The following is a 26008-nucleotide window of genomic DNA, read 5'->3' on the forward strand; positions in this document are numbered from 1 at the left end:
GATGACCGAGGACCGCGTGACCGCCGCCCTGGACGCGGCGGGAATCGACTACACCGTGACCCGCCACGGGCAGGTCGGCTCCCTCGCCGAGGCGGCCGCCGCGCGGGGCGTCGACCCCGACCGGATCGTCAAGACGCTCGTCGTGCGGCGCGGGGACGACGATCACCTGTTCGTGCTCGTCCCCGGCGACCGCCAGATCGACTGGCCGAAGCTGCGCCGCGTCCTGGGCGTCTCGCGGTTGTCGATGCCCTCACCCGAGGACGCGTTCGCGGCGACGGGCTACGAGCGAGGCACGATCACGCCGTTCGGGTCGACCCACGCCTGGCCCGTGATCGCGGACCAGCACGTGACCGGCACGATCTCGCTCGGCGGCGGGGCCCACGGCGTCTCGGTGACGGTGCGGGCCCAGGACGTGATCGACGTCCTGGGCGCCACCGTCGCCGATGTCACCGACTCCCCCACCGACTAGCGGCGGGACCGGGTCCTACTTCTCCAGCTCGCGCTGCGCCGCGGCCAGCGCCTCGGCCATGTCGTCGATGCGCGCCTGGTACGTGGCCAGGTCGCCGTCCTCGAGCGCGGCCTGGGCCTGGTCGTAGTAGCGCGACGCGTCCGAGAGGTACTGCTCGGCCGTCTTGGCCGGTGCCGGGGCACCGCCGGCCTCGCCACCGCCCTCGGGCGCGGGCTCGGCCTCGGGCGTGGTGCCCTCCTCCAGGCCCAGTGCCACGCGCAGCGCCTCGTCGAGGGTCTGACCGACACCCACGCCGTCACCGAACGTCGCGGTGATCAGCTGGAGCACCGGGTAGGAGCCCTCGCCGACACGCTGGATGTAGATCGGCTGGACGTAGAGCATCGCGCCGCTGACCGGCAGCGTCAGCAGGTTGCCTCGGAGGATCCGCGTGTTCTGCGACTGCTCGTACTGCAGCAGCGCCGCGCGAACGCCCGCGTCGGACTCGAACTGTGCCGCGATCTGGTTGGGACCACCGACGCGCGTGTCACTGGGCAACTCGAGGATCTCGAGCTTGCCGTAGTTCTCGACGTCGGACGCCTCGGAGTTCACGCTCATGAACGCGGCCAGGTTCTGACGGTTGTTCGGCAGGTACACCGAGGTCAGGCTGAACTTCGGCGACGCGTCGCCGGGCCCGCTCGTCGACAGGTAGTACGGCGGCTGCTTGGTGCTGCCGGCCGCGGACGGGTCCTCGGGGATCTTCCAGCGCTCGCCGTCCTCGTAGAACGTCTGGGCGTTCGTCACGTGGTAGCGGCTGAGCACATCGCGCTGAACCTTGAACATGTCGACCGGGTAGCGCAGGTGCTGCAGCAGCGCGGGCGTGATCTTGGACTTCGGCTCGACCGCGTCGGGGAAGACCTTGGACCACGTCTTCAGGATCGGGTCCTCGGTGTCCCACTCGTAGAGCGTGACGGTGCCGTCGTACGCGTCGACCACGGCCTTGACCGAGTTGCGCATGTAGTTGACCTGGTCGGTCGGCAGCGCGATCTGGCTGGCGCCCTCGGTCAGCGTGTCACTGGTCGCCGTGGCCAGCGAGCGCGACTCCGAGTACGGGTAGGTGTTGCTGGTCGTGTAGCCGTCGACGATCCACACGACCTTGCCGTCGACGACGGCCGGGTAGGTGTCGCCGTCGAGCGTCAGCCACGGGGCGACCTTGCGGACGCGCTCGCGGGGGTGACGGTCGTAGATGATCTTGGAGTTCTCGTTGACGCGGTCCGACAGCACGATCTTCGGCTCGGCGAACTTGAACGCGTACAGCACCTGACGGAACAGCGAGCCCATCTCGACGCCGCCCTTGCCGTCGTACGTGTTGGCCGTGGAGTCACCGGCCTCCTCGTCGTCGGAGGCGCCGCCACGCGGCGTGTCGACCTCGATCGGTGCCGCGTCGTCCGGGCGACCCACGATCGAGTACGAGGGCGAGCTCTCGCCGAAGTAGATCCGCGGCGGGCCGTCGAACTTCAGGTCGCCGGTGGGCGGGATGTCCTTGGCGACCCACACCGGCTCGCCCTGCGAGCCGCGCTTGTTGCCGTACGCGGCGATCACGCCGTAGCCGTGCGTGTAGACCGTGTGGTCGTTCGACCAGGTGCGCTGCGTGGCCTGCAGGCCCTCGAGGTCGACCTCGCGCGCCGCGATGATGACGTCCTGCGGCTGCGGGTTGTCGCCCAGGGCGTAGCGGTCGACGTCGAGCGTCTTGGGGACCGTGTAGTAGCCGCGCACCTGCTGCAGCTGCTGGAACGCCGGCGAGATCAGCGTCGGGTCGAGCAGACGGGTGCTGACGCGCGACTCGGCCGAGGCGCTCAGCTCCTTGGGGGTCAGCTCGGTCTTGGCGGAGTAGTCGTTGGTCCCGACGTCCGCGACCCCGAAGGCCTCGCGGGTGCCCTTGATGTTCTCCTCCAGGTACGGGCCCTCGCGGTCCGGCTCGGAGGGGTTGACCTGGAACTGCTGCATGATCGCGGGCCAGGCGGCGCCGATCAGCAGCGAGGTCAGGAACCACAGGCCCAGGCCCAGCGCGGGCAGCGTCCACGAGCCCAGGAAGATCGTCGAGAAGAACATCAGGGCGCACAGGATCGCGACGACCATGAGGATGTTCTTGGCCGGGATCTCGGCGTTGGCCGCGGTGTACGTGATGCCGTCGAACAGGCCCGAGTTGTCGTAGGCCATCGCGTAGCGGTCGAGCCAGTAGTTGGCCGCGCGCACGAGCATCGCCAGGCCGATCAGCACGGCCACCTGGATCTGGGCGGCACGGCTGAACTTCGGGCCCTTGTTCGCCAGGCGGATCCCACCGAACACGTAGTGGACGAACGCCACCGCGATGGCCGTGATGAGCAGCAGCGCGAACAGGTAGGACACGATGAACTGCAGCCACGGCATGTCGAAGACGTAGAAGCCCACGTCCTTGCCGAAGTGCGGGTCCTTGCGACCGAACGACTCGCCGTTGAGCCAGAGCTGGAAGGTCTCCCAGCGGCTGCTGCCGATGATGCCCGAGAACAGGCCCACGAAGAGCGCGACCGCGAGCAGCGCCCAGCGGGCGATCGGCGTGATGGCCATGCGGTACCGGGCGGCCGGGTCGTCACGGCGCAGCCCCAGCGGGTTGGGGCGGTTGCGGTGCGCGAGCCAGACGTTCACGCCGATCACGAGGGCGCCGAACACCGCGAACGCCACGAACAGGGCGGAGCGGGTGAGCAGGACGGTCGTGAAGACGCCCTGGAAGTCCACCGAGCGGTACCAGAGGCGCTCGGTCCACAGACTGACGAACAGCGACCCGGCGACGAGCAGCACCGCCAGGGTGACGATCGTCGGGATCAGGACACGACGTCCACGATCAGAACGCGATTCGGGGTCGCGTCGAGGGGGTGTCGATCCGAAGATGTCGCTCACGGTTCTCCTGGCTCACGGCAGTGTGGGTCTGGCGCCAGCCTACGTGGTGCGGACGAACCCGGGTCGCGCGCGTGATCGCCTCGACGGCTCAGGCGTCCTCGACGAGCGTCTCGGCCAGCATCTCGACCAGTCCCGGGACAACGCCGGGGCCCTCGATGAGCGGGGCGTCGGCCGGATCCCGGGGGCGCACCGCGACGTGGGCCGAGCCGTCGCGCAGGACCGCCGCGACGATCCGCATCTCCTGACGGTCCGGGTGCGCGGCGGCGAACTCGATCGCTGCGGCCGGGTCGTCGGGAACCTGGTCCTGGGCGTCGGCCGGCAGGGTGAGCCGCTCCATGACGACGGCGCACCCGCCCACCTCGGCGGGCCAGCCGATCTCGGGCAACAGCTCCTCGACCTCGCGGCCGGGCGGGAGCTCCTGCTCGATCGGCGTGTACGACTCGGGGTCGCCGAGATCGTCGGCCAGCTCGGGCTGGGCGGCCAGCAGGTCGGCGGTCAGCACCAGGGCGAACAGGCGCGGCGGCTGGTCCCACCCACCGCCGTCGACGTGGGACTCGACCTCGAGGGCGGCCTGACGCACGGGCGAGTCCTCGCCCATGCCCTCGCCGCTGACGGTCAACCGGGGTTCATTCACAGCTCGACACCTTCGCGTTCGGGTTCTTCGCGAGCGCGCTCACCGCGTCGATCGCGTCCTGCAACTTCTCGACCTTGACCAGCGTCATGTCGAAGTCACCACCGGCCGTGGCCTCCTGACAGTTCTGCGCGGGCACCAGGAAGATGTCGGCACCCGCCTTCGCGGCGCCGGCCATCTTCTGGCGGACCCCGCCGATCGCCCCGACCTTGCCGTCCGGATCGATCGTGCCGGTTCCCGCGACGTTCTGCCCGCCGGTGAGTGCCCCGGGGGTCAACTCGTCGTAGATCGCCAGGGCGAACATCGCGCCGGCGCTCGGGCCGCCCACGCGGTCGCCGATGTGGTTCTCGATCTCGATCGGGAACTCGAACCCGGTGCCGACGGAGATGCCGACCCGAGCCTTCTCGGGGTCGTCGGGCATCTCGGTCGTGGTGATGGTCGCGGTGCCGTCCTTGCCGTCACGGCGGTAGCCGATCGTGACCTCGGCGCCGGGCTTGCGAGCGCTGATCGCCTTCCCCACCGCCTCCTGGTCGGCGACCTTGCGGCCGTCGACGGTCAAGATGAGGTCGCCGGCCTGCAGCTTGCCCTCGGCAGGGCCCCCCTCGACGACCTGGGCGACCTTGGGCAACTCGACGACGGTGAGGCCGGCGGCCTTCAGCGCCGCGGCGCGGGAGGCGTCCTGCGAGCTGGCCAGCTCGGCGGCTCCCTCGGCCCGGGACTCCTCGTTCGTCTGACGGTCGGGATAGACGAAGTCGTGGGGGACGACCGCCACGTCCGGGTCGAGCCAGCCCTCGATCGCGCCGCTCAGCGACATCCGGGACTCCGCTCGCGTCACCGACACCGTCGTGAAGTCCAGGCGGCCGTCCGTCGGGTAGGTACGGACGCCCTTGCCGAACGTGAGCATGGGCCTGCCGTCCAGGTCGCCGAGGGTGTTGAACACCGGCCCGGGGCGCATGGTCACGTACGGAACCGGGAGGAACGCCACGAGACAGGTCAGCACCGTCAGGAGCGCGAGACCGACGGAGAGGGTGAGCGTGCGCCGGCTGAGGCGCATCGGGGATGACACACCGTCACCCTAAGGCCGTGCGGAAACCGTCGCCCGGGCCGATGCCGCGGGCGGGAGCCACGGGACATGTCGTCAGGCGCGAGCGCCTAGGCTGAGTCCATGGCCGAGGAACCTCGCGAGGACCCGCAGAACCCCTTCAAGGGCACGCCCCTGGAGGGCCTGTTCGGACAGATGGGCGGGGGTCAGTTCGACCTCGGCCAGATGATGTCCCAGATGCAGCGGATGTTCGAGCCGCACGAGGGCACCGTGAACTACCGACTCGCCGCCGACGTGGCCCGCCACGCCGTCGCGGCCGCCGGGGAGGACCCCAGCCCGCACACCGGTCAGACCGGAGCCGTCGCCGACGCCCAGCGCCTGGCCGAGATGTGGCTCGACCGCGTCACCGACCTGCCCGCGGGCGCGACCTCGGCCGCGGCCTGGAGCCGCGCGGAGTGGGTCGAGCACACGATGGACACGTGGCGGGTCATGGTCGAGCCCGTGGCCCAGCACGTCGTCGCCTCGATGGAGGACGCGATCCCGCCCGAGGCCAAGGCCATGGCCGGTCCCCTGGTCGGGATGCTCAACCAGGCCGGCGGCGCCATGTTCGGCCAGCAGGTCGGCTCGGCGATCGGCGCCCTGGCCACCGAGGTGCTCTCCTCGACCGAGGTCGGACTCCCGCTCGGCCCCGAGCACACCGCGGCGCTGCTGCCGCACAACATCACGGCGCTCGCCGAGGGCCTCGAGGCCACGCAGGCCGACGTCCTGCTCTACGTGATGCTGCGCGAGAGCGCCCACCACCGCCTCTACGCCCGCGCGACGTGGCTGCGCGCCGCCGTCCTGGGCGCCATCGAGGACTTCGCCCGTGGCATCCGCATCGACGTGGCCGCGATCGAGGAGCAGATGCGATCGGTCGACCCCAGCAACCCCCAGGCGATGCAGGAGGCGCTCTCGGGCGGTCTCTTCGACCCGCGGCCCACGCCGGAGCAGGAGCGCGCCAAGGAGCGCCTCGAGCTGCTGCTGGCGCTGGTCGAGGGCTGGGTCGACGAGCTCGTCGCCCAGGCCACCGCCGACGTCATGCCCGCGGCCGGCGCACTGGCCGAGGCGTTCCGGCGTCGCCGCGCCTCCGGCGGCCCGGCCGAGGAGACGTTCGCGACGCTGGTCGGCCTGGAGCTGCGCCCCCGTCGCCTGCGCGATGCCGCCAACCTCTGGTCCGCGCTGCGCGATCGACGCGGCGCCGAGGCGCGCGACACCGTGTGGAGTCACCCGGACCTGTTGCCGACGTCCGCTGACCTCGACGACCCGCTCGGCTTCTGCGACAAGCAGACCGGCGCGTTGAGCGACGCCGACTTCGACGCCGCCCTGCAGCAGCTGCTGTCCTCGGACGAGTCCCGTGACGGCGAGTCGGGCGATGAGCCCGGCACCGACGACGCCCGGTGAGTCTGACCGACGACATTCGTCACGTGCTGGCGGCCTGGTCGCCGCCCGACGCCGAGCAGCAGGCACTGCGTGAGCTGTTCTCGTCGTACGCCACGGCGCACGACGAGCCGGGGGCACGCGCCTGCGCGCCCGATCACGTGACCGCCAGCGCGCTGGTGATCTCGGCCGACCACAGCGCCGTGGCGTTGGTCCTGCACCCGAAGTTCGGTCGGTGGCTGCAGACCGGCGGCCACTGCGAGTCGGCCGATCCCTCCCTCGCGGCAGCGGCCCTGCGTGAGGCGACGGAGGAGACGGGGATCGCCGGGCTGACCATCGATCCCGATCCCCTGCTGCTCTCGCGCCACCCGGTGCGGTGCCACGAGGGCGGCCACCACCTCGACGTGCAGTTCGTGGCCGTCGCCCCTGAGGGCGCCGAGCCGCAGTGCTCCGAGGAGTCCGACGACGTGCGCTGGTTCCGCGTGGACCACCTGCCCGAGCCGACGGACGCGTCCGTCAGGAGTCTCGTCGCTGCTGCCAGGTCACGCCTTCGAGGAAGCCCATCGCCTCGTCCATCCGGTGGAAGCGCCTGACGATCGCCTCGAAGTCACGCCCGTGGCCCGAGACGACCAGGTGCGCCAACTCGTGCACGAGGACCGCGTCGACGACGTGATCGGGCATGTCGTGCAGGCGGTGCGAGAGCCGGATGGTGCGATCGACCGGGGTGCACGAGCCCCAGCGGGTGTTCTGGTTGGTGACCCACCGCACCGACGCGGGCGCCGGCGCCTCGGGGACGTACAGGGCGGCCAGGCGCGCGGCCCGCTCCTCGAGCGCCGTGTCGGAGCGCGCCACCGAGCGACGCCGGTCGCGCGCGTCGAGACGGGCGACCATCTCGGCGACCGCCCGGCGCTCCTCGCGTTCGTTCATCGACGCCGGGATCATGACGATCGTGCGGCCACCCTCGCGTCGGGCCGAGACGGTGCGGGTCCTGCGTGCGCTGCGACGCACCTCGATCTCGGCCATGGCACCACGGTAGATCGCCCGTCGGGCAGCGGCGTGGCCGAGCGCCGGCACGACCGTCACCTCCCGTCGTTCATCCACAGGGCCGTGGCACATCCGTGCAGGTCAACGCGGTGTCAGCAGGCTCCGGAGGCCGCGATTCACCGGGCTGTCCACAGCTGTCCCCACACCTTCCCCGGCGTGGCCCACAACGTTGTCCCCAAGGTTGTCCACAGGCAGTGGACAGACCTGTCCGGAAAGCATTGACCTCGGCCCGGATCAGGCCTACCTTGAGCCGTGTTGAAGCCCTGCTCCGACGCGCAAGGGGAAGGCGCGCCGGGTGGGGCTTCAGCCTTGCTCGGAGCCGTTTTGCGCCTAGGCTGAGCGTGACCTGCGCCACAATCGGCGGCGCGGCATCGGCAAGGAGGCCGTTATGGCGGAGACATGGACGGGCGAGTTCTACTGCGTGAAGTGCAAGGACAAGCGCGAGACGAGCGGTGAAGTCCAGGTCAGCGAGAAGGGCACCCGCATGGCCAAGGGCGTCTGCCCCGAGTGCGGGACGAAGCTCAACCGCATTCTCGGCAAGGCCTGAGACTTGGCGATGGGGGCGGTTCGTCCGCCCCCATCGCCCCCCGGCGGGCTGTGGATCACCGGCCCGACCGCATCTGGGCTCGGTCACGATGGACCGATGCCGCCCTCCTCCTTCGACCGCGCCGGCTCGTGCGGACCCCGACTCCTGCCGGGGGCGCTCCTGCTGCGCCGCGACGCCCGCACCCTGCAGGTCGGCACCAGCCCCGGCGTGCTCATCCGCGACCGGCCCGGCATGGCCCGGCTGCTGCGGCTGCTCGACGGGTCGCTCAGCCTCGAACGGCTCCGTGCCGTCGTCGCGCGGAGCGTCCCGGAGTTCACCGACGACCTGGGCGCGACGCTCGACCGGTTGATCGTCTCGGGCGCGGTCATCGCGCCGGAGCCGGCGCTGCTCTCCCCCACGGTCGCCGTGCGCCACGACCGATCGACGTCCGCGTTCGCCGGTCTCCTGCTCGACGGGTTCGGTCCGCCCGGTGCCGACCCGGATCTGGAGATCCTGGTCAGCGGGGGCGAACCCGCGCGGTCGGCGTTCGAGGATCTGGTGACCGCGGGGGTCGTCCACCTCCCGGTGGTGCTCGACGAGCGGCGGGTGCGCATCGGCCCGCTGGTCGCGCCGGGGGACACTCCGTGCCTGGGCTGCCTCGACGCCCATCTGATCGCCGCCGATCCCGCGTGGGCCGCCCTGCTGCCGCAGTTCGAGCGGGTCCGGCTGCTGCCCCAGGCCCTGCCGCTGTGGCTGCTCCATCGCGCGGCCGCCGAGGTGATGCGCCAGGTCGACTGTCTGCGTCACGGGCAGCGACCCCCGGCCGTCGGTCACGTCCTCTCGGTCGGAACGGACCCGTCCGAGGTCGAGGTGCGCGCCGTCCCGTTTGCCGCAGCGTGCGTGTGCCGCCTGCTGGCCGCATGACCGGGCGGATGCGGCGGCCGCCACTATCCTGACGACGTGGCCGACGACGATGTGGACGACCCGCAGGAGAAGCCCCTCACCGGCAGCGCCCTGCGCCGTGGCGCCCGCCTCGCCGGACTGCCGGCCGGGTTCGCGGCCCGCACGACGTGGGGCATCGGCCGTCGTCTGGTCGGAGCTCCGGCGTCGGCGGTGATGAACGACGTCCAGCGTCGTACGGCCGACCAGATCTTCAGCGTGCTGGGCCAGCTCAAGGGCGGGGCGATGAAGTTCGGCCAGGCCCTGAGCGTCTTCGAGGCCGCGCTGCCCGAGGAGGTCATCGGCCCCTACCGTGAGGCGCTCACCAAGCTGCAGGACGCCGCTCCGCCCATGGGGCCGGGGACCGTCGCGCGCGTCATGGAGCGCGAGTTCGGCGCCGACTGGGCCGAGCGCTTCCCCGACTTCGAGCCGACTCCCGCGGCCGCCGCCTCGATCGGCCAGGTCCACCACAGCTGGTTCCTGCCCGAGCCCGACGACGAGCCCGTCGAGGTGGCCGTCAAGATCCAGTACCCCGGCGCCGCCGAGGCGCTCACGTCCGACCTGCGCCAGATCGGCCGGCTGGCCCGGATGCTCGGCACGATGATGCCCAACCTCGACGTGAAGGCCCTCGTGCGCGAGTTGCAGGAGCGGGTCGCCGAGGAGCTCGACTACGGCCTCGAGGCCGACGCCCAGTCGACCTTCGCCGATGCGTTCGAGGACGATCCGATGATCGTCGTGCCAGAGCCGCTCGCCCACACCGAGCGGGCGCTGGTGACCGCCTGGCTGCCCGGCGACCGGTCGCTGGCCGACGTGATCGCCAACGGCACCCAGGAGGAACGGGACCTGTACGGCGAGACCTACGTGCGGTTCCTGTTCGAGGGCCCCATCCGGGCCGGGCTGCTGCATGCCGATCCGCACCCGGGGAACTTCCGCGTCCTGCCCGACGGTCGGCTGGGTGTCGTCGACTACGGCGCCGTCGCCCGGTTGCCCGACGGACTGCCCGCACCCATGGGACCGCTGCTGCGTGCGGCCGCCGACGGCGACTACGCGACGGTGGCGGACGGCCTGCGCCAGGAGGGTTTCCTGCGCGGCGGTCAGAAGATCGAACCGGACGTGTTGGAGGGCTATCTGGGCCCGCTCGTCGAGCCGATCGTGACCGAGACGTTCACGTTCGACCGCGACTGGCTGCGCCGCCAGACCCAGCGCCTGGCCAGTACCGGCCAGGAGGGCATGGGCACCGCGCTCAAGCTCAACGTCCCGCCCGGCTACCTGTTGATCCACCGCGTCTGGGCCGGCGGCATCGGGGTGCTGTGCCAGCTCGGCTCGACGGCGCACTTCCGCGCGATCGTCGCCGACTCCCTGCCGGGCTTCGACCCCGTCTGACCCACTCCCCAGCGCCTCCCGAGATTTGCTCCCATTTCCACCTTTGAGGAGCTCTCAAAGGTGAGTTTCAGAGCAAATCTCGGGGCTGGGGCGGGGCTCAGGAGTCGGCGATGATCGCGAGGACGCCGTCGCCGTACTTCTCGAGCTTGGACTGACCGACGCCCGAGACCTGGAGCAGCTGCTCGGCGCTGCTGGGTCGCAGCGCCGCGATCGCCTTGAGCGTGGCGTCGTTGAACACGGTGAACGCCGGCTTGGACTCCCCCTGGGAGATCTCCTTGCGCCACGCGCGCAGGCGCTCGAACAGGGCCTCGTCGTAGACGAGGTCGGGCTCGGGCAGGCGCACCTTGCGCTTGGCGGCGCGGGACACCTGCACCTGCTCGGGCAGGAGCCGGTCGAGGAACCGGCTGGGCTTGCGCCGCGCCTGTCCCCCGGCCTTGCGCGCCGCGGACCACGACACCATGAGGTGCCGTCGGGCGCGCGTGATGCCGACGTAGAACAGTCGGCGCTCCTCCTCGACCGCTGCGGGGTCGTCCATCGTGGCGACGTAGGGCAGCGTGCCCTCCTGCGCGCCGGCGACGAAGACCGCGTCCCACTCCAGGCCCTTGGCCGCGTGGAACGTCGAGAGCGTCACGCCGTCGGTCGAGGGCGCGTGCGCCTGCTCGGCCCGGCGATCGAGGTCGGCCACGAGGGCGGCCAGGTCCGCCTGCGGCTCGGCCTGCGCCAGGTCGATCGCCATGGTGTGGATCGCCTGGAGGGACTCCCAGCGGTCGCGGACCGCGCCGCGTCCCTCGGGCGGCGTGTCGGAGAAGTCCATCGCGGCCAGCACGGCGCGCACGTCGTCGGCCAGCGACCCCGACCCCTCGCCCGCGCGCGCCGAACCACGCAGCAGCGTCACGGCCTGGCGCACCTCGGGACGCTGGAAGAAGCCGGTGCCGCCGCGCATCGAGTACGGGATCTGCAGCCGGCCCAGCGCCTCCTCGTAGACCTCGGACTGGGCGTTGATGCGGTAGAGCACCGCCATCTCGCGGTACGACACGCCTTGGCGGTGCAGGGCCACGATCCGGTCGGCGATGGCGTCGGCCTCGGCCGGCTCGTCGGCGAAGGGCCGGTAGTCCACGGCGGGGCCGGGCGAGTTCTGCGACTGCAGGCGCACGCCCAGGGTGACCGACGGGCCGCGCCCGGCGAAGACCTCGTTGGCCGCCGCGACGATCTGGGGCGTGGACCGGTAGTTGCGCACCAGCTCGATCTGGGGCGCGTCCGGGAAGCGGCGCTTGGCGAAGTCGCCCAGGATCGTGGCCGAGGCGCCGGCGAACGTGTAGATCGTCTGGCGCGGGTCGCCGACGACGCAGACCTCGTCGCGACCGCCCAGCCACAGGTCGAGCAGTGTGGACTGCAGCGGGTTGACGTCCTGGAACTCATCGACGACGAACCACTTGTACTGGCGGCGCACCTCGGCGGCGATCGCCGGCTCGTCGGCCAGGATCGCGGCGGTGATCAGCAGGATGTCCTCCATGTCGATCCGGCCGCGGTCGCGCTTGACCTGCTCGTAGGAACGCAGGATCGCGCCCACCTCGCCCGGGTCGATGTCGCCGACCGTGCGCTGGCGGCGGACCGCCACGGCGCCGTAGTCGTCGGGCCGCACGTTCGAGACCTTGGCCCACTCGACCTCGGCCGCGAGGTCGCGCAGCGTGGCCTGGTCGGTGCGGACTCCCACCTGGCGCGCGGCCTCGGCCACGAACGCGAACTTCGACTCCAGGATCTGCGGGAACTCGGTGCCGTAGACCCGCGGCCAGAAGTACCGCGCCTGGCGCAGCGCCGCGGAGTGGAACGTGCGGGCCTGGACGCCGTGCGCCCCCAGGGTGCGCAGCCGCTCGCGCATCTCGCCGGCGGCCTTGACCGTGAACGTCACCGCCAGCACCTCGGTGGGCTTGTAGACGCCCGTGGCCGTCCCGTAGGCGATCCGGTGCGTGATGGCCCGGGTCTTGCCCGTTCCGGCACCGGCGATGACGCACACGGGCCCGCGCAGGGTCGTGGCGACCTCGCGTTGTTCGGGGTCGAGTCCGCTCAGCAGGTCATCGGCGTCGAGGCGGTCAGGCAGGCCCATGGTCTCCGTTCGTGGAATGCGAGTGGCAGGCTGGAGGTTGAGGGTGGGAGCGGCACGATCGGCGATTCGCACGATCGAGGGCCCCACGACAGCGTAGTGCGAGGGAGCGACAGTCCATGACCGAGTCAGCCAGCGGGACCTTCACGATGTACAGCACCCCGTGGTGCGGGTACTGCCACCGCCTGAAGTCCCAGCTCAAGCGCGAGGGCATCGAGTTCGACGAGGTCGACATCGAGCAGCAGCCCGAGGCCGCCCAGCTCGTCGAGCAGGCCAATGGCGGCAACCAGACGGTGCCGACGCTCGTGTTCGCCGACGGCACGGCCCTGACGAATCCGTCCGTCGCCCAGGTCAAGGCGCAGCTCGGACTCTGAGCTGCTGTTCGGCCCCTTTCAGCACGATTCGCCACGCCTCGAGGGGCGCGGCGTTATCGTCGTTGCTCGTGACCCAGCCTCCCCATTTCCCTGACTCGCCTGGCCCGGTACCGGGGGACGGCTCATCCAGCCCCTACGGCGCGACGCCGTCGCCCTACGGGAATGCGTCCTACCCGCCGCAACAGGCGTACCCGGCGGCAGCGGGATACGCCCCCGGCTACGGGTACGTGCCGCAGCCCGCCCCGAACGGGATGTACCAAGCGGCCGCGATCATCAACTGGGTCATCCTCGGACTGGTCATCGTGGGCACCTGCGGACTCGGCATCATCGCCGCGGCCTGGTACATCCCGATGACCATCCAGATCCACAAGGGCGCGAAGGACCGCCAGAAGCACACCGCGCTGGCCGTCTGCACCCTGCTGTTCTGCAACCTGGTCTCCGGCATCCTGATGCTGGTCGAGGACGCCAACCGGCCGGCTCGTCCCGCGCTCTGACACGTCGGAGCACACCGGGACGGTGGCCGCTCAGGGAGCCACGAACAGGCAGAACGGGTGGCCCTCCGGGTCGGCCATCACGAACAGCGGCTCCTCGGCGTCGACTGACTGGTCCATCAGCAGCGACGCGCCGAGGGCCTCGGCGCGGGCCCGCTGGCGCCGCAGCTCGGCCAGGTCCGGCACGGTGCAGTCCAGGTGCAGCTGCATCGGCACGTCCGGGTCGGGCCAGGTGGTCTGGTCGAGACGATCGACCTGTTGGAACGCGAGCGCTCCCGAGCCGTCCGGGTGGCGCAGGACCAGCCAGTCGGCCTGGTCCTCGTCCGCGCGCGGCTCGTCGCCGGGCCGGTACTGCAGCCCGAGGAGCTCGCGGTAGAACTCGGCAGTGCGTCGCACGTCCGTGGCGTCGATGACCGTCTGGCGCAGCTGCGGGAACGCACTCATGACGGCATGCTCCTCGCAACGGTGGGCCGTGGCAACCGTCCCCGGCCTACCAGGCGCCGGGCAGGTCGCCGCCGTACCACTGCTCGATCAGCCAGCGCGAGATCGAGACCTTCGGCGGCGGCAACACGAGCTGCTCGGCCTCGATCGCCTCGAGCAGCTCGGCGCGCGTGAACCAGCGCGCCTCGGCGATCTCGGTGGGGTCGAGCACCAGGTCGGTCGTGGTGGCCCGGGCGTTGAAGCCCAGCATCAGGCTCTGCGGGAACGGCCACGGCTGGCTGGCGAGGTAGGTGGCCTCGTCGACGACCAGTCCGACCTCCTCGGCCACCTCGCGTCGCACGGCGTCCTCGAGGGTCTCACCCGGCTCGACGAATCCGGCCAGGGTCGAGAAGCGGCCCTCGGGCCACCGGGGGTTGCGCGCCAGGAGCACGCGATCGTCGAGGTCGGTGACGAGCATGATGACGGCGGGGTCGGTGCGCGGGTAGTGCTCGGTGCCGCACGACGGGCAGACCCGCAGGTGGCCCGCCTGGTCGGTGTAGAGGTACTCGCCGCAGCGCGAGCAGTACGTGTGCGCCTGCAGCCACCGGGCCAGGCCCACGGCGTGGATCGCCAACGAGAGCTCGTCGGGGTCGAGCAGCGGTGCGAGCGTGCGGATGCTGACCGGGGCCAGCTCGGCCGGGACCCGCGGGACCGCCACGGCGGCGTGGCGCCGGCCGTTCTGGTCGCCGAGCAGGATCCACTCGCCGTCGGGTGCCTCGTCGATCGTGACCCAGCGCAGCGCAGGGCCGTCCACGGTCGCGACGTGCTCGCCGCCGAGGACCAGGACGCGCAGGTCCGGTGTCCTCCACAGCTCATCGCGTCTCCGCAGGTTTCCCGCCCGGTCGTGCCGGGCCCGGTCGAACGCGAAATCCACGCTTCACCGTAACCCGAGACGGGTCTCGAGGGCCTCTCGGTCGGGCAGGTCGGCGAACGTGTGCGACTCCCCCAGCCGGACGTAGTGGAAGGTGCCGACCACACGTTCGGGCTCGATGCCCTGCAATTCCGCCCACGCGAGGCGGTAGAGCGCGAGCTGCAGGTCGTCGGCGTCGGCGACCCGATTGGTCTTCCAGTCGACGACCTCGAAGCCCTCACTGCCGTCCTCGAGGCGGACCGCGAACACCGCGTCGATCCGGCCGATGATCTGCTGACCGCCGAGGCGAAGCGTGAAGGGAGTCTCGACCGCGACCGGCTCACGCCCGGCGAACGGCCCGGACTCGAACGCCTCCTTCAAGGCGTCGAGGTCGGACTCGTCGGCCACCTCGGCGTCGCCGCGACCGGGCAGCTCGTCGGGGTCCAGCAGCGTCTGTTGGCCGTACCGGGCCTCGATCCAGGCATGGAACCGCGTGCCGAAGCGGGCGGCCGCCGAGGGTCGCCGCGGCATCGGCCGCGCCAGCGAGGCCACGAATGCCTCCTCGTCCTGCGCCAGCGCCAACACGTCGGTGGCCGAGAGCGAGGCGGGCAGGTCGACCACGACCCGGTGCTCGGCCCGGGCCCGGGCCTCCTCGAGCAGCAGGTCGAGGTCGGTGCGCAGCTCGGTCAGGCGCGGGTCGGCCTCGACCGGCAGCGCCTCCTCGCCGGAGAGGTGCTGACGGACGGCGTCGGCGAGTGCCCGGCGCCGGTCGAAGGAGGTCAGGGCGACGGGCCACGGCACGGTCTGGTCGACCAGGTGCGGGTTCTGGTCGTCGTCGGCAGGGGGCTCGGCCCACGTGATCGGCGCGACGCCACCCTGGGCCAGCCAGTCACGGACATCGACGAGGAAGGCCGACTCGGGGCGCGGGCGCAGCTGGGTGCGGCCCCAGCGGTGCCCGCTGACGTGCAGGCGGCGCTTGGCCCGAGTGAACGCCACGTAGGCCAGCCGGATCTCCTCCATCAGCGCATCGCGCCGGGTGTCCTCCTCGAAGGCCTTCTTGGCAGGGCTCGTGAACTCGGCGATCTGCGGCACGAAGTCGACGTCGCCGCGCAACGGGGCCGGCAGCGCCTTGGCGACGGTGGGCCATCGCGAGCGCCCGCGACCGGACGGGAAGACGGTGCCGGAGACGAACGGCACGAAGACCTCCTCGAACTCCAGGCCCTTCGCACGGTGGATCGTCAGCAGCTTGATCGAGTCCGCGTCGGACGGAGCGCTGAGCTCCATCCCCTCGTTGTACTCGCGCTCGGCGTCGAGGTGGGCCAGCAGGCCCGGCAGCGAGGCGTACCGGTCGTGCTGGGCGTAGTCGCCGATGGCGTCCATCAGCAGCGCGAGGTTGTCGGTGGGCACCCCCGCGACCGGCAGCTCGACGTCGAGATCGAGCTCGGTCACGACCCGGCGGGCGAGGTCGAGCAGCGGCTCATGGGCGTGACGGCGCAACCGCCGCAGCATCGAGGCGAGGTCGGCGAACCGGCGCCGTGCCGCCTCGGAGTACGGCCGGTCGCCCGGGTCCTCGACGGCCTCGGCGAGCGAGACGATCTCGGTGGGGTCGACGCCGGTGGTGGCCTCGTCGAGGGCGGCTTGCAGCACGGCGTCGGGGTCGCTGGAGTCGACCTGGTCGCCGTCGCGCCACATCCGGCCCAGTTCGGCGGCCCGCTGGCCCAGCAGGGCGAGGTCGCGCTCGCCGATGCGCCAACGCACCCCGGTCAGCAGACGCAGCAGCGCCGGGTTGGCGGTGACGTCGTCCAGGATCGCCAGGACCGACAGCACGTCGACGACCTCGGGCTGCTGGAGCAGACCGGTGAGACCCACGATCTCGACCGGCAGTCCGCGCGACCGCAGCGCGCGCACGATCTCGGGGTTCTCGTTGGTCGTGCGGACCAGGACGGCGATCTCGCGCCGCGGCACGCCCCGCTCGACCGCGTCGACGACCAGCCCGACGAGCGCCTCGATCTCCTCGGCGACGCCGGTGTGCAGGGCGACCGACACCTCGCCCTGCGGGTTCTCGGGGGCGGCCCGCAGCGGCGTGACGATGTCGGAGATGCCCGGAGAGCCGTAGTACTCGCGCGCCACGTAGCCGGCCAGATCGATGATCTCGGGCGCACAGCGGCGCGTGACGTCGAGGCTGAACAGTCGCCCCTTCTCGCCGTCGGCGCCGGGGAAGTCGTCGAGGAAGGCGGTGAGGTTGCCCGAGGCGGCACCGCGCCAGCCGTAGATCCCCTGGGCGGGATCACCCACGGCGCTGATCGGCCGCCCCGCGAACAATGACTGCAGCAGGTCGCGCTGGGCGACCGAGGTGTCCTGGTACTCGTCGAGGAGCACGACGTCGTACCGCTCGCGCAGCACCTGCTGGACCTCGGGCAGCGTGGCCAGCTGGGCGCCCCAGGCCATCTGGTCGGAGAAGTCCATGACGCCCGCGTCGGCCTTGGCGGCGCGGTACTCGTCGACCAGGTCGGCCAGCTCGTCGCGCTTGAGGCATGCGGCGACGATCTCGTCGTGCCACTTGAGCGGCTTCTCGACCGCCTGCGCCCGCTCGACCGTGGCCTGGTCGAACCGGCGCAGCTCCTCGGTGGTGACGAGGTGCTCGGACAACTGTCCGTCGAGGTCGAGCAGGTCGCCGATCACCGTGGGCAACCACGCCGAAACGTGCCGCAGCGGCCCGTCGTGACCGCGGGCGACCCGGGCGGCGATCTGGAATCGCGTGGCGTCGGCGAGCACCCGCAGATCGGGCTCGATGCCCATCCGCAGGCCGTGCTCGGCGATCAGCGTGCCGGCGAACGCGTGGTACGTCGACACGGTCGGCTCGCCGAACTCGGAGAAGTCGCCCACCTTGTCCAACGAGTCGCGGACGCGGCCGGCCAACTCGGCAGCCGCCTTGGAGGTGAACGTCAGGCCCAGCAGACGGTCGGGCGCGTACCCGAGATGGCCGACGAGCCAGACCACCCGAGCCGCCATGACCGCCGTCTTGCCCGCGCCGGCACCGGCGATGATCGCCTGTGGCAGGGCGGGGTCGGCCGTGATCGCACCCAGCTGCTCGTCGCTGAACGGGATGCCCAGGATGGTCTTGAGGTGGTCGGTGTCGCGCACGAGCGGCGTCACTGCGGACCTCCGATGGTGGGTCCGGTGATGACGGGGCACAACGGCTGGAAGTCGCAGAAGCCGCAGTGGTCGTTCGGGCGGGCGACCAGCTGCTCGTCACGCACCGCACGGGCCGACTCGGTCAGCAGGTCCAGGGCGAAGAAGGGCTGGTCGCCGGACTCGCCCGGCGCGGCCTGGGGCTGCACCTTGGGTGAGTCAGGGTCCTTCGCACCGGCGGGCGTACGCAGCTGGACGAGCTCGGCCCCGCCGGACCGGGCGTCCGCCACCCCCAGCGACTCGACGGCGCCGTGCTCGACGGCCACCTGGTAGATGCCCAGCTGCGCGTGCTCGGCGATCTTGCGGGGCGCCGGGGCGTTGCGGCTGGTCTTGAAGTCGATCACGTGGACACGACCCTCGGCGTCGATCTCGACGCGGTCCATCGACCCGCGCAGGAGGACCTCCTCGCCGCCGACGACGACCGTGGCGGTGAACGCGTGCTCGGCCGCGAGCACCGTGCGCGGATTGGCACGGTGCCAGCGAGCGAAGCGCACCAACGTCTCGTGGGCAGCCTGCCGCTCGCGCTCGCCCAGCCAGGCCGCCTGGTGGTCGAGGCGGTGCCAGACCTCGTCGAGGCGGGCGGCCATCGCCACCTCGTCCGGCTCGACGCCGCGCTGGACGACGTCGGCCGCCAGGGCGTGCACGATCGAGCCGAAACCCTGCGCGGAGGTGGAGGCCGACTCGCCGTGGGCCTCGCGGCCCAGGAACCAGCGCAGGGAGCAGGCGGTGATCCCCTCGACCGCAGAGCCCGACAGCGCCAGCGGCTGGTCCTCGGGCCGCCACGGCGTGTCCGACCGCGTGGTCTCGGCCAGGCCCCACCACCGGTCGGGGTCGGCCGGACGGGTGAGTGCCAGGTCGGCGCGGACGATCTCGGCCAGCATCGACGCGGTCTCGTCGCGCACGACGGGATCGTCGGTCTGCTCGCCGATGCGGCGCAGCTCGGCCACGACACCGCGCAGCGACACCGGGCGGACCGGGCGGCCGAGCGGCAGGGCCTCGGGTTCGCCGAAGCCCGCGGCCAGCAGTTCGGCCACGAACCGCGAGGGCTGGTCGCCGTCGTCGGTGGGCGTCTGCACGGCCGTGATCATGAGGCGCCCGGTGGCACGCGTGCAGGCGACGTAGAACAGCCGGCGCTCCTCGCGCAGCTGCTCGCCGCGCGCGCCCGGACCGACCGGCCCGTCGAGGTGCTCGGAGCGCAACAGGCTGCCGCGACTGCGCAGGTCGGGCCACCGCTGGGCCTGGACCCCCGCCACGACCACGAGCGGCCACTCCAGGCCCTTGGAGCGGTGGGCGGTCATGAGGCGCACGGCATCGGGCCGGGCGGCACTGGACTCGAGCTGGTCGGCCGGGATCTGCTGGGCCCGCAGCTCGGCGACGAAGTTGACGGTGTCGCGGCGCCGGCCGCCCTCCTCGGCCCGGGCCGCGTGACGGAACAGGGCGCAGACGGCGTCGAGATCACGGTCGGCGTGGGCCCGGCCCTCGACCGTGCCCCACTGCTCGCGCAGCCGAGCGGGCCACCGCGTGCCGTCCCACAGCAGCCACAGCGCCTGCTCCGGCGGCTCGCCGCGACGCAGGATCGCGGCGGCACGGCCGAGCAGGGCCGCCAGGCTGCGCGCCGCCTCGACCGCGTCGGCGGTGGAGCGGTCGGTGGTGGACAGCCCGAGCGCGGCGGGGTCGTGCAGCGATGCCGCGACGAGGTCACTGGACGGGGTCTCGGGGTCGCGGCGGCGCAGCGCCCGACCGAGCCGGCGCATCGCCGGCCCGTCGAGGCCGGCCAGCGGACCGGTCAGCAGGGCCTCGGCCATCTCGGGGTCGAGCGTCTCCTCGCGGCCGATGCGATCGGCCGCCTCGAGCGCGAGCAACAGGGTGCGGACGGCCGGCTCGGCCACCAGCGGCACCTCGTCGCCCGCCACCTCGACCGGGACGCCCGCCGGCGCCAGGACACGCTGGAGCCGGGTCAGGTCGGCCCCCGTGCGCACCAGGACCGCCATGTCGGACCACGCGAGCCCGTCGTCGAGGTGGGCCCGGCGCAGGGTCGCGGCGATGTGCTCGGCCTCGGCGGTGGCCGACGCGTAGGTGGCCACCTCGACCCGGCCCGGCTCGGGAGCGACCGACTGCAGGTTGCGGTGTCGCTCGGCCGCACGGGCGTCGAGACCCGGCGGGATCGGCGGGTGGCCCAGGGCCACGCGAGCCGCCTCGAGGATGCGAGGACCGAATCGCCGGGTGGTGGTCAGGGCCACCGTGGGCGCAGGTCTCCCGGCGGTGGCGAACTGCTCGGGGAAGCGGGTGATCGCACCGGGATCGGCGCCGCGGAAGCCGTAGATCGCCTGGTCGTGGTCGCCGACGACCACGAGGTCGCGGCCGTCGCCGGCGAGGTCGTGCAGCAGCCGGACCTGCAGCGGATCGGTGTCCTGGTACTCGTCGACCACGACCAACCGGAACCGGTCGCGCAGCACCCGCTGGTGGTCGCGGTCGCTCGCGATGGCGGCTGCCCGGGTGACCAGATCGGTGTAGTCGGTGCGGTTCTGCAGGTCGATGACCTGGTGGTACTCCTCGATCGCATCGGCGACCCGCTCCCACTCGGGGCGCTCGCGCGTGGCCGCGAGGGCGCGCAGGTCGTCGGGATCGAGGCCGCGCGTGACCGCCGCCGACATGAAGGACTGCAGCTCGGCCGCCAGCCCGCGGGTGCCCAGCGCCTCGCGCAGCGACTGCGGCCACGTGGACGCGTCGTGCCCGCCGAGCAGGTCGGCCACCACCGCGTCGCGGGCCGGTGCGGTCATCAACTCGGGCGGGGCGGCGAACGCCTCGGGGTCGCTGAACTCGCGGACCAGGGCGTAGCAGAACGCGTGGAAGGTCATCGCGGCGACGGTGCCCGAGGTGCCGGGCAGCCGGCGGCCGATCCGGTCGCGCAGCTCTCCGGCGGCCTTGCGGCTGAAGGTCAGCACGAGGATCTGGTCGGGGGTCAGCTCGCCGGACTCGATCCGGTCGACGACGACCTCGACGAGGGTCGTGGTCTTGCCCGTGCCGGGGCCGGCCAGCACGAGCAGAGGACCCCCGCGGTGGTCGACGACCGACTGCTGCGCCTCGTCGAGCCGGGGCGCGTCGGCGCGCACGCCTTCAGGGCGCTTCAGGACGAAATCGACGGGCACGTGCCCATGGAACCAGACAGCACCGACACCTTCGGGCGGACGTGTCAGAAGTCCGGCGCGAGGGCCTCGACGACCACCACGCGGCCGTTGCGCACCGGCGTCCCCTCGTCGCGCCAGTGCTCCTGGGCGTCGACGACGAGATGCGGCGGCAACGTGCCGTCGGCACGGACGACCCGCCACCACGGGACGCCGTGCCCCTCCAGGGACATGACGCGCCCCACCTGGCGGGCGCCCCCACGGCCGAGCCGCTCGGCGATCAGGCCGAAGGTCGCGACGGACCCCGAGGGGATCTGCTCGACGACCTCCAGCACCGCCTCGGTGAACGACTCGTCCATGAGGTCATCCTCGCGCAGGAGGACCGCTCAGTAGCTGGGCTGGCTGGGGTCGATCTGGTTGACCCACGCCACGACGCCGCCACCGACGTGCACCGCGTCGGAGTAGCCGGCGCCCTTGAGCACCGCCAGCGCCTCGGCCGACCGCACGCCCGACTTGCAGTGCAGGACGACCTGCTTGTCCTGCGGCAGCCGGTCGAACGCCTTGCCGGCCAGGACCTCACCCTTGGGGATCAGGACCGAGCCGGGGATCTGGTTGATCTCGTACTCGTTCGGCTCGCGCACGTCGACCAGCACGAAGTCGCGCTGGCCCTCCTCGCGCTCCTTGAGCCAGGTCTCGAGCGTCGACACCGAGATCGTGGCGTCGGCGGCCGCGTCCGCAGCCTCGTCGCTGATCGCGCCGCAGAACGCCTCGTAGTCGCCCATCAGCTCGGTGGGCAGCACGCCGTTGGGGTCACGACGGACCTTGAGCGTCGTGTACCGCATCTCGAGCGCGTCGTAGACCATGAGACGGCCGATGAGCGGGTCGCCGATGCCGGTGATCAGCTTGATCGCCTCGGTGACCATGATCGAGCCGATCGACGCGCACAGGACGCCCAGCACACCGCCCTCGGCGCACGACGGGACCATGCCCGGCGGCGGCGGCTCGGGGTAGAGGTCGCGGTACTGCGGGCCCTCCTGCGCCCAGAAGACCGACACCTGGCCCTCGAAGCGGTAGATCGAGCCCCACACGTACGGCTTGTTCAAGATGACGGCCGCGTCGTTGACGAGGTAGCGCGTCGCGAAGTTGTCGGTGCCGTCGAGGATCAGGTCGTACTGGCTGAAGATCTCCAGCACGTTGTCGTTGTCGAGGCGCACGTTGTGCGTGATGACGTTGACGTACGGGTTGGTCTCGGCGACCGACTCCGCGGCGCTGATGACCTTCGGCTTGTCGATGTCGGACTGGCCGTGGATGACCTGGCGCTGCAGGTTCGACTCGTCGACGACGTCGTCGTCGATGATGCCCAGCGTGCCGACACCGGCCGCGGCCAGGTAGAGCAGCGCAGGGCTGCCCAGGCCACCGGCACCGATGACCAGGACCTTCGCGTTCTTCAGACGCTTCTGACCCGTCATGCCCACGTCGGGGATGATCAGGTGGCGGCTGTAGCGACGGACCTCGTCGACAGTCAGTTCATCGGCGGGCTCGACCAGGGGCGCGACCACGGGCTTCTCCTTCGGTTGCTTGCTCACCGGTGCACAACCGGGGGCAGGCTTCCATTGTTCCTCGGCCATCCCAGCATGTGGCACTCCGTCCGCAGGGTGGACAGCCTGACCCGCACCCGCCGACGGTCTCCGGAGCACGGCGTTGGGAGCGACCCGTGGGTAACCTCCCGCTAGGGTTGGGGCGTGACCCAGACCCCAGAGGCCCGGCCCCGCGCGGGGCGTCTTCCCCGTACCGCGCGTCGGGCCCAGTTGCTGGACGTCGCGCTCGACGTCTTCGTCGAGCAGGGCTACCACTCCGCCTCGATGGACGAGATCGCCGAGCGCGCCGGAGTCTCCAAGCCCGTGCTCTACCAGCACTTCCCCGGCAAGCTCGACCTGTACACCGCTCTGGTCTCCAGCGCGGTCGACACGGTGATCGAGGGCGTGCGGTCGGCGCTCGCGTCGACGCAGGACAACTCCGAGCGCGTCCAGGCCACCATGCGCCTGTGGTACGACTGCGTCGCCAACCAGGAGAAGGCGTTCCGCCTCGTCTTCGAGTCGGACCTGACCAGCGACCCCGAGGTCAGCGGTCTGGTCGACCGAGTCACCTCCGAGTCCGCCGCCGCCATCGCCGAGGTCATCGTCGAGGACACCGGCCTGTCGCGCGGCGCCGCCGAACTGCTGGCCGCCGGCCTCGTCGGCATGGGCCACGTGGGCGCCCGCGCCTGGCTGTCCGGTGCCTCCGGCCTCACCCGTGACGACGCCGTCACCCTCGCCTCGACACTCGCCTGGCGTGGGATCGGCGGGTTCCCCAAGCCCACCAACGAAGGAGATGAGTGACCGTGGAGGTCAAGATCGGCGTCCAGAACGCCGCCCGTGAACTGTCCGTCGAGACCAACGCCGAGCCGGACACCGTGCTCGCGACGCTGAACCAGGCGCTGAAGGACGACTCGCTGTTCACCGTCACCGACAGCAAGGGCCACACCGTGGCCGTCCCGGCCGACAAGGTCGCCTACCTGTACTTCAACGCCGACAGCGGCCGCAAGGTCGGCTTCGGTCTGACCAGCGCCTGACCCCAGGCCCGTCCGAGATCTGCTCCTGATCTCACCTTCGCGCGGCGCGCAGAGGTGAGATCAGGAGCATTTCTCGTCTCTGCTGGCCTCAGGCGTCGAGGCCGAGGCGCGCCATGCGTTCGGTGTGCGCGTCGGTGATGCGGGCGAACATGCGCCCGATGGAGGCGAGGTCGAACCCGCCGGGGCGGTCGGCGGCACCCACGACGACGGCCGTCAGGACGTCGCGCTCCGCGACGACCATCTGGGCCTGGCTGAGCGCCTCGCCCATCAGCCGGCGGCCCCACAGCGCGAGCCGTCCGCCGACGCGCGGATCGGCCGCGATGGCCTCGCGCACCTGGTCGACGACGAACTCGCTGTTGCCGGTCTGGCTCATCGTCTCCAGCACGAGCTGGCGGGTGTCGGCGTCGAGGAAGGCCGCGATCTCGCGGTAGAAGTCGGCGGCGAGCCCGTCGCCGACGTAGGCCTTCAGCAGGCCCTCGAGCCAGTCGGACGGCTCGGTCCGGTCATGGAAGCGGGCGAAGGTCGCGCGGAACGACTCCATCACCGCGTAGGGGTCCTCCCCCAGCTCGATGAGGCGGTCGCGCAGCTGGACGAAGTGGCTCCACTCGGCGGCAGCCATCGTCAGCAACGAGACCTTGGTGGACAGGTCGGGCGCGTCCTGGGAGTCCTGGTTGAGCTGCTCGACCGCGCTGAGCTCGCCGTAACTCAGCAGGGCCAGCAGCTCGACCACGCCGGCTCGGTAGTCGGGATCGTCCAGGGGGCCGCCGGTCGTCGGGTCGGAGGTCATGACCGGGACTGTAGCGCGGCGATACTCCGCAACAAGGCCCGGAGCGATAGACTGGCGGGGTATTCGCCGATCCTGCCTCGCAGGATCCCAGCCATTTCCGAGATCCGCTGACAGTAGATCGCACACAGAAACCAGAGCAGACCCCTGACTACCTTCACTGAACTGGGCGTCATGCCCGAGATCGTCGACGCCCTCACCGACAAGGGCATCATCGAGGCCTTCCCCATCCAGGAGATGACCCTCTCGGTCGCCCTGATGGGCACCGACCTCATCGGCCAGGCCCGCACGGGCACCGGCAAGACCCTGGCCTTCGCCATCCCGGTCATCCAGCGCACCGTCGCCCCGCACGACCCCGACTTCGACCAGCTGGCCGCCCCCGGCAAGCCGCAGGCACTCATCGTGGCCCCGACCCGCGAGCTGGCCATCCAGGTCGCCGGCGACGTCGCCACCGCGTCCAAGAACCGCGGCACGCGCAACCTCACGATCTACGGCGGCGTCCCCTACGAGCCGCAGCTCGAGGCGCTCGAGTCCGGCGTCGACATCGTCGTCGGCACGCCCGGCCGCATCCTCGACCTGGTCAACCGCGGCGCGCTGGACATCAGCCACGTCAAGTCGCTCGTGCTGGACGAGGCCGACGAGATGCTCGACCTGGGCTTCCTGCCCGACGTCGAGTCGATCCTGGCCCGCACGCCCGAGACCCGCCAGACGATGCTGTTCAGCGCCACGATGCCGTCCTCGATCGTCACGCTGGCGCGCAAGCACATGCACCACCCGATGAACATCCGTGCCGAGTCGGCCGAGTCCGGCCAGATGGTCCCGGCCACGAGCCAGTTCGTCTGGCAGGCGCACGACATGGACAAGCCCGAGGTCGTCGCCCGCATCCTGCAGGCCGACGACGTCGAGCGCGTGGTCATCTTCACGCGCACCAAGCGCCAGGCCCAGCGCGTGGCCGACGACCTGGCCGACCGCGGCTTCCCGGCCTCGCCGCTGCACGGCGACATGGCCCAGAAGGCCCGCGAGAAGGCGCTCGACGGCTTCCGCGAGGGCAAGGTCAGCATCCTGGTCGCCACCGACGTCGCCGCTCGCGGCATCGACGTCGCCAACATCAGCCACGTCATCAACTACACGTGCCCCGAGGACGACAAGACCTACGTGCACCGGATCGGCCGCACCGGCCGCGCCGGCGCATCGGGCATCGCCGTCACGTTCGTCGACTGGGCCGACCTGCAGCGCTGGAAGCTCATCAACAAGGCGCTCGACCTGCCGTACGACGAGCCGATCGAGACCTACTCGACCTCGGACCACCTGTTCCAGGACATGGGCATCGACCGCAACGCCAAGGGACGGCTCAAGCCCGCGGCACCGAAGGAGCCCCGTACCGAGGGTGGCCGTGACGGCCAGAAGCGCGACGGCCGCAGCGGTGGCCGCGACCGCGACCGCAGCCGCAGCCGCGACGGCGGCTCGCGCCCCGCTGCCGGCTCGACCGAGAAGCAGACCGAGCGTCGCCCCCAGGCGTCGTCCGACGAGCAGGCCTCGGGCGAGGGCCAGGCCCGTCGCCGGCGCCGTCGTCGCACCCGTGGCGGCAAGCCCGCCGAGGGCGCTCCGCAGGCCGCGACCGACTGATCGACCCTCAG

At 71.6% G+C, this 26008-nt stretch carries 23 protein-coding genes; 11 read left to right on the plus strand and 12 right to left on the minus strand.

From position 1 onward, the window contains the following. Window position 1: 1 nt before the first annotated feature. Complete coding sequence (locus tag H9L21_RS11475) at window positions 2-469, plus strand: aminoacyl-tRNA deacylase (RefSeq protein WP_154596776.1); 468 nt, start codon at window positions 2-4, stop codon at window positions 467-469. Window positions 470-484: 15 nt separating this feature from the next. Here the strand turns inward: H9L21_RS11475 and H9L21_RS11480 are convergent, their stop codons facing one another. From H9L21_RS11480 to H9L21_RS11490, 3 genes are all read right to left on the minus strand, one after another. Next, window positions 485-3382 (minus strand): UPF0182 family membrane protein, encoded by a 2898-nt coding sequence (locus H9L21_RS11480; protein ID WP_187411476.1) that lies wholly within the window; start codon window positions 3380-3382, stop codon window positions 485-487. 88 nt (window positions 3383-3470) lie between these two features. Beyond that, window positions 3471-4016, minus strand: a complete 546-nt coding sequence (locus H9L21_RS11485) for a PPA1309 family protein (RefSeq protein ID WP_222865775.1) — start codon at window positions 4014-4016, stop codon at window positions 3471-3473. Continuing rightward, window positions 4009-5079: a YlbL family protein gene (locus tag H9L21_RS11490; protein ID WP_154596775.1), complete on the minus strand. Its 1071-nt coding sequence runs from the start codon at window positions 5077-5079 to the stop codon at window positions 4009-4011. Before H9L21_RS11490 ends, H9L21_RS11485 begins: the two co-directional genes overlap by 8 nt. Before the next feature lie 99 nt (window positions 5080-5178). Here H9L21_RS11490 and H9L21_RS11495 point away from each other — a divergent pair, with 99 nt between their 5' ends. Both H9L21_RS11495 and H9L21_RS11500 read left to right on the plus strand, forming a co-directional pair. Then, window positions 5179-6495 carry a zinc-dependent metalloprotease gene (locus tag H9L21_RS11495; RefSeq protein WP_154596774.1) on the plus strand — a complete coding sequence of 439 codons (1317 nt, stop codon included), beginning with the start codon at window positions 5179-5181 and terminating at the stop codon, window positions 6493-6495. Then, entirely contained in the window at window positions 6492-7064 is a 573-nt protein-coding gene (locus tag H9L21_RS11500) for an NUDIX hydrolase (protein WP_187411477.1), read from the plus strand. Before H9L21_RS11495 ends, H9L21_RS11500 begins: the two co-directional genes overlap by 4 nt. Here H9L21_RS11500 and H9L21_RS11505 read toward each other — a convergent pair. Beyond that, window positions 6988-7554, minus strand: a complete 567-nt coding sequence (locus tag H9L21_RS11505) for a M48 metallopeptidase family protein (RefSeq protein ID WP_255467040.1) — start codon at window positions 7552-7554, stop codon at window positions 6988-6990. The genes H9L21_RS11500 and H9L21_RS11505 overlap by 77 nt on opposite strands. 349 nt (window positions 7555-7903) lie before the next feature. Between H9L21_RS11505 and H9L21_RS11510 the strand changes: the two genes are divergently transcribed. From H9L21_RS11510 to H9L21_RS11520, 3 genes are all read left to right on the plus strand, one after another. Then, entirely contained in the window at window positions 7904-8062 is a 159-nt protein-coding gene (locus tag H9L21_RS11510; RefSeq protein ID WP_146827129.1) for a DUF5679 domain-containing protein, read from the plus strand. 96 nt (window positions 8063-8158) lie between these two features. After that, window positions 8159-8965 (plus strand): hypothetical protein, encoded by an 807-nt coding sequence (locus tag H9L21_RS11515; RefSeq protein WP_154596772.1) that lies wholly within the window; start codon window positions 8159-8161, stop codon window positions 8963-8965. A 36-nt stretch (window positions 8966-9001) separates the two neighbouring features. Beyond that, window positions 9002-10363, plus strand: coding sequence for an ABC1 kinase family protein (locus tag H9L21_RS11520; protein WP_187411478.1), 1362 nt, complete (start codon window positions 9002-9004; stop codon window positions 10361-10363). Window positions 10364-10460: 97 nt separating this feature from the next. Here H9L21_RS11520 and H9L21_RS11525 read toward each other — a convergent pair whose 3' ends face one another. Then, window positions 10461-12467, minus strand: coding sequence for an ATP-dependent helicase (locus H9L21_RS11525; protein WP_154596771.1), 2007 nt, complete (start codon window positions 12465-12467; stop codon window positions 10461-10463). A gap of 116 nt (window positions 12468-12583) precedes the next feature. On the opposite strand from H9L21_RS11525, the gene H9L21_RS11530 reads away from it, so the two are divergent. Both H9L21_RS11530 and H9L21_RS11535 read left to right on the plus strand, forming a co-directional pair. Beyond that, on the plus strand, window positions 12584-12838 hold the full coding sequence (locus tag H9L21_RS11530) for a mycoredoxin (RefSeq protein ID WP_154596770.1): 255 nt from the start codon (window positions 12584-12586) through the stop codon (window positions 12836-12838). A gap of 68 nt (window positions 12839-12906) precedes the next feature. Next, complete coding sequence (locus tag H9L21_RS11535; protein ID WP_154596769.1) at window positions 12907-13332, plus strand: DUF4234 domain-containing protein; 426 nt, start codon at window positions 12907-12909, stop codon at window positions 13330-13332. Between the two features lie 30 nt (window positions 13333-13362). Here the strand turns inward: H9L21_RS11535 and H9L21_RS11540 are convergent, their stop codons facing one another. From H9L21_RS11540 to moeZ, 6 genes are read right to left on the minus strand one after another with little or no spacing between them, the layout of a single operon-like run. Further along, complete coding sequence (locus tag H9L21_RS11540) at window positions 13363-13773, minus strand: VOC family protein (protein WP_154596768.1); 411 nt, start codon at window positions 13771-13773, stop codon at window positions 13363-13365. 46 nt (window positions 13774-13819) lie between these two features. Continuing rightward, complete coding sequence (nudC, locus tag H9L21_RS11545; RefSeq protein ID WP_187411479.1) at window positions 13820-14683, minus strand: NAD(+) diphosphatase; 864 nt, start codon at window positions 14681-14683, stop codon at window positions 13820-13822. A gap of 3 nt (window positions 14684-14686) precedes the next feature. After that, window positions 14687-17815 carry an ATP-dependent helicase gene (locus H9L21_RS11550; protein WP_187411480.1) on the minus strand — a complete coding sequence of 1043 codons (3129 nt, stop codon included), beginning with the start codon at window positions 17813-17815 and terminating at the stop codon, window positions 14687-14689. Then, a complete protein-coding gene (locus H9L21_RS11555; protein ID WP_187411481.1) occupies window positions 17812-21000 on the minus strand; it encodes an ATP-dependent helicase in 3189 nt (1062 codons plus the stop codon). The genes H9L21_RS11550 and H9L21_RS11555 overlap by 4 nt, the downstream gene beginning before the upstream one ends. Window positions 21001-21044: 44 nt before the next feature. Further along, on the minus strand, window positions 21045-21335 hold the full coding sequence (locus H9L21_RS11560) for an MGMT family protein (protein WP_154596766.1): 291 nt from the start codon (window positions 21333-21335) through the stop codon (window positions 21045-21047). 27 nt (window positions 21336-21362) lie between these two features. Continuing rightward, entirely contained in the window at window positions 21363-22562 is a 1200-nt protein-coding gene (gene moeZ / locus H9L21_RS11565; protein ID WP_255467041.1) for an adenylyltransferase/sulfurtransferase MoeZ, read from the minus strand. Window positions 22563-22718: 156 nt separating this feature from the next. Here moeZ and H9L21_RS11570 point away from each other — a divergent pair, with 156 nt between their 5' ends. Next, complete coding sequence (locus H9L21_RS11570; RefSeq protein ID WP_187411482.1) at window positions 22719-23354, plus strand: TetR/AcrR family transcriptional regulator; 636 nt, start codon at window positions 22719-22721, stop codon at window positions 23352-23354. Continuing rightward, a complete protein-coding gene (locus H9L21_RS11575; protein ID WP_232418724.1) occupies window positions 23351-23587 on the plus strand; it encodes a DUF3107 domain-containing protein in 237 nt (78 codons plus the stop codon). Before H9L21_RS11570 ends, H9L21_RS11575 begins: the two co-directional genes overlap by 4 nt. A gap of 88 nt (window positions 23588-23675) precedes the next feature. Here H9L21_RS11575 and H9L21_RS11580 read toward each other — a convergent pair whose 3' ends face one another. Beyond that, window positions 23676-24374, minus strand: coding sequence for a ferritin-like fold-containing protein (locus H9L21_RS11580; RefSeq protein WP_154596765.1), 699 nt, complete (start codon window positions 24372-24374; stop codon window positions 23676-23678). Window positions 24375-24545: 171 nt separating this feature from the next. Here H9L21_RS11580 and H9L21_RS11585 point away from each other — a divergent pair, with 171 nt between their 5' ends. Further along, the gene (locus H9L21_RS11585) at window positions 24546-25997 is read left to right on the plus strand and encodes a DEAD/DEAH box helicase (protein ID WP_154596764.1); all 1452 of its coding nucleotides are present in this window, start codon (window positions 24546-24548) and stop codon (window positions 25995-25997) included. Window positions 25998-26008: the final 11 nt, after the last annotated feature.

Origin of the sequence: Aeromicrobium senzhongii, from assembly GCF_014334735.1 — a bacterium.
Lineage (GTDB): Bacteria > Actinomycetota > Actinomycetes > Propionibacteriales > Nocardioidaceae > Aeromicrobium > Aeromicrobium senzhongii.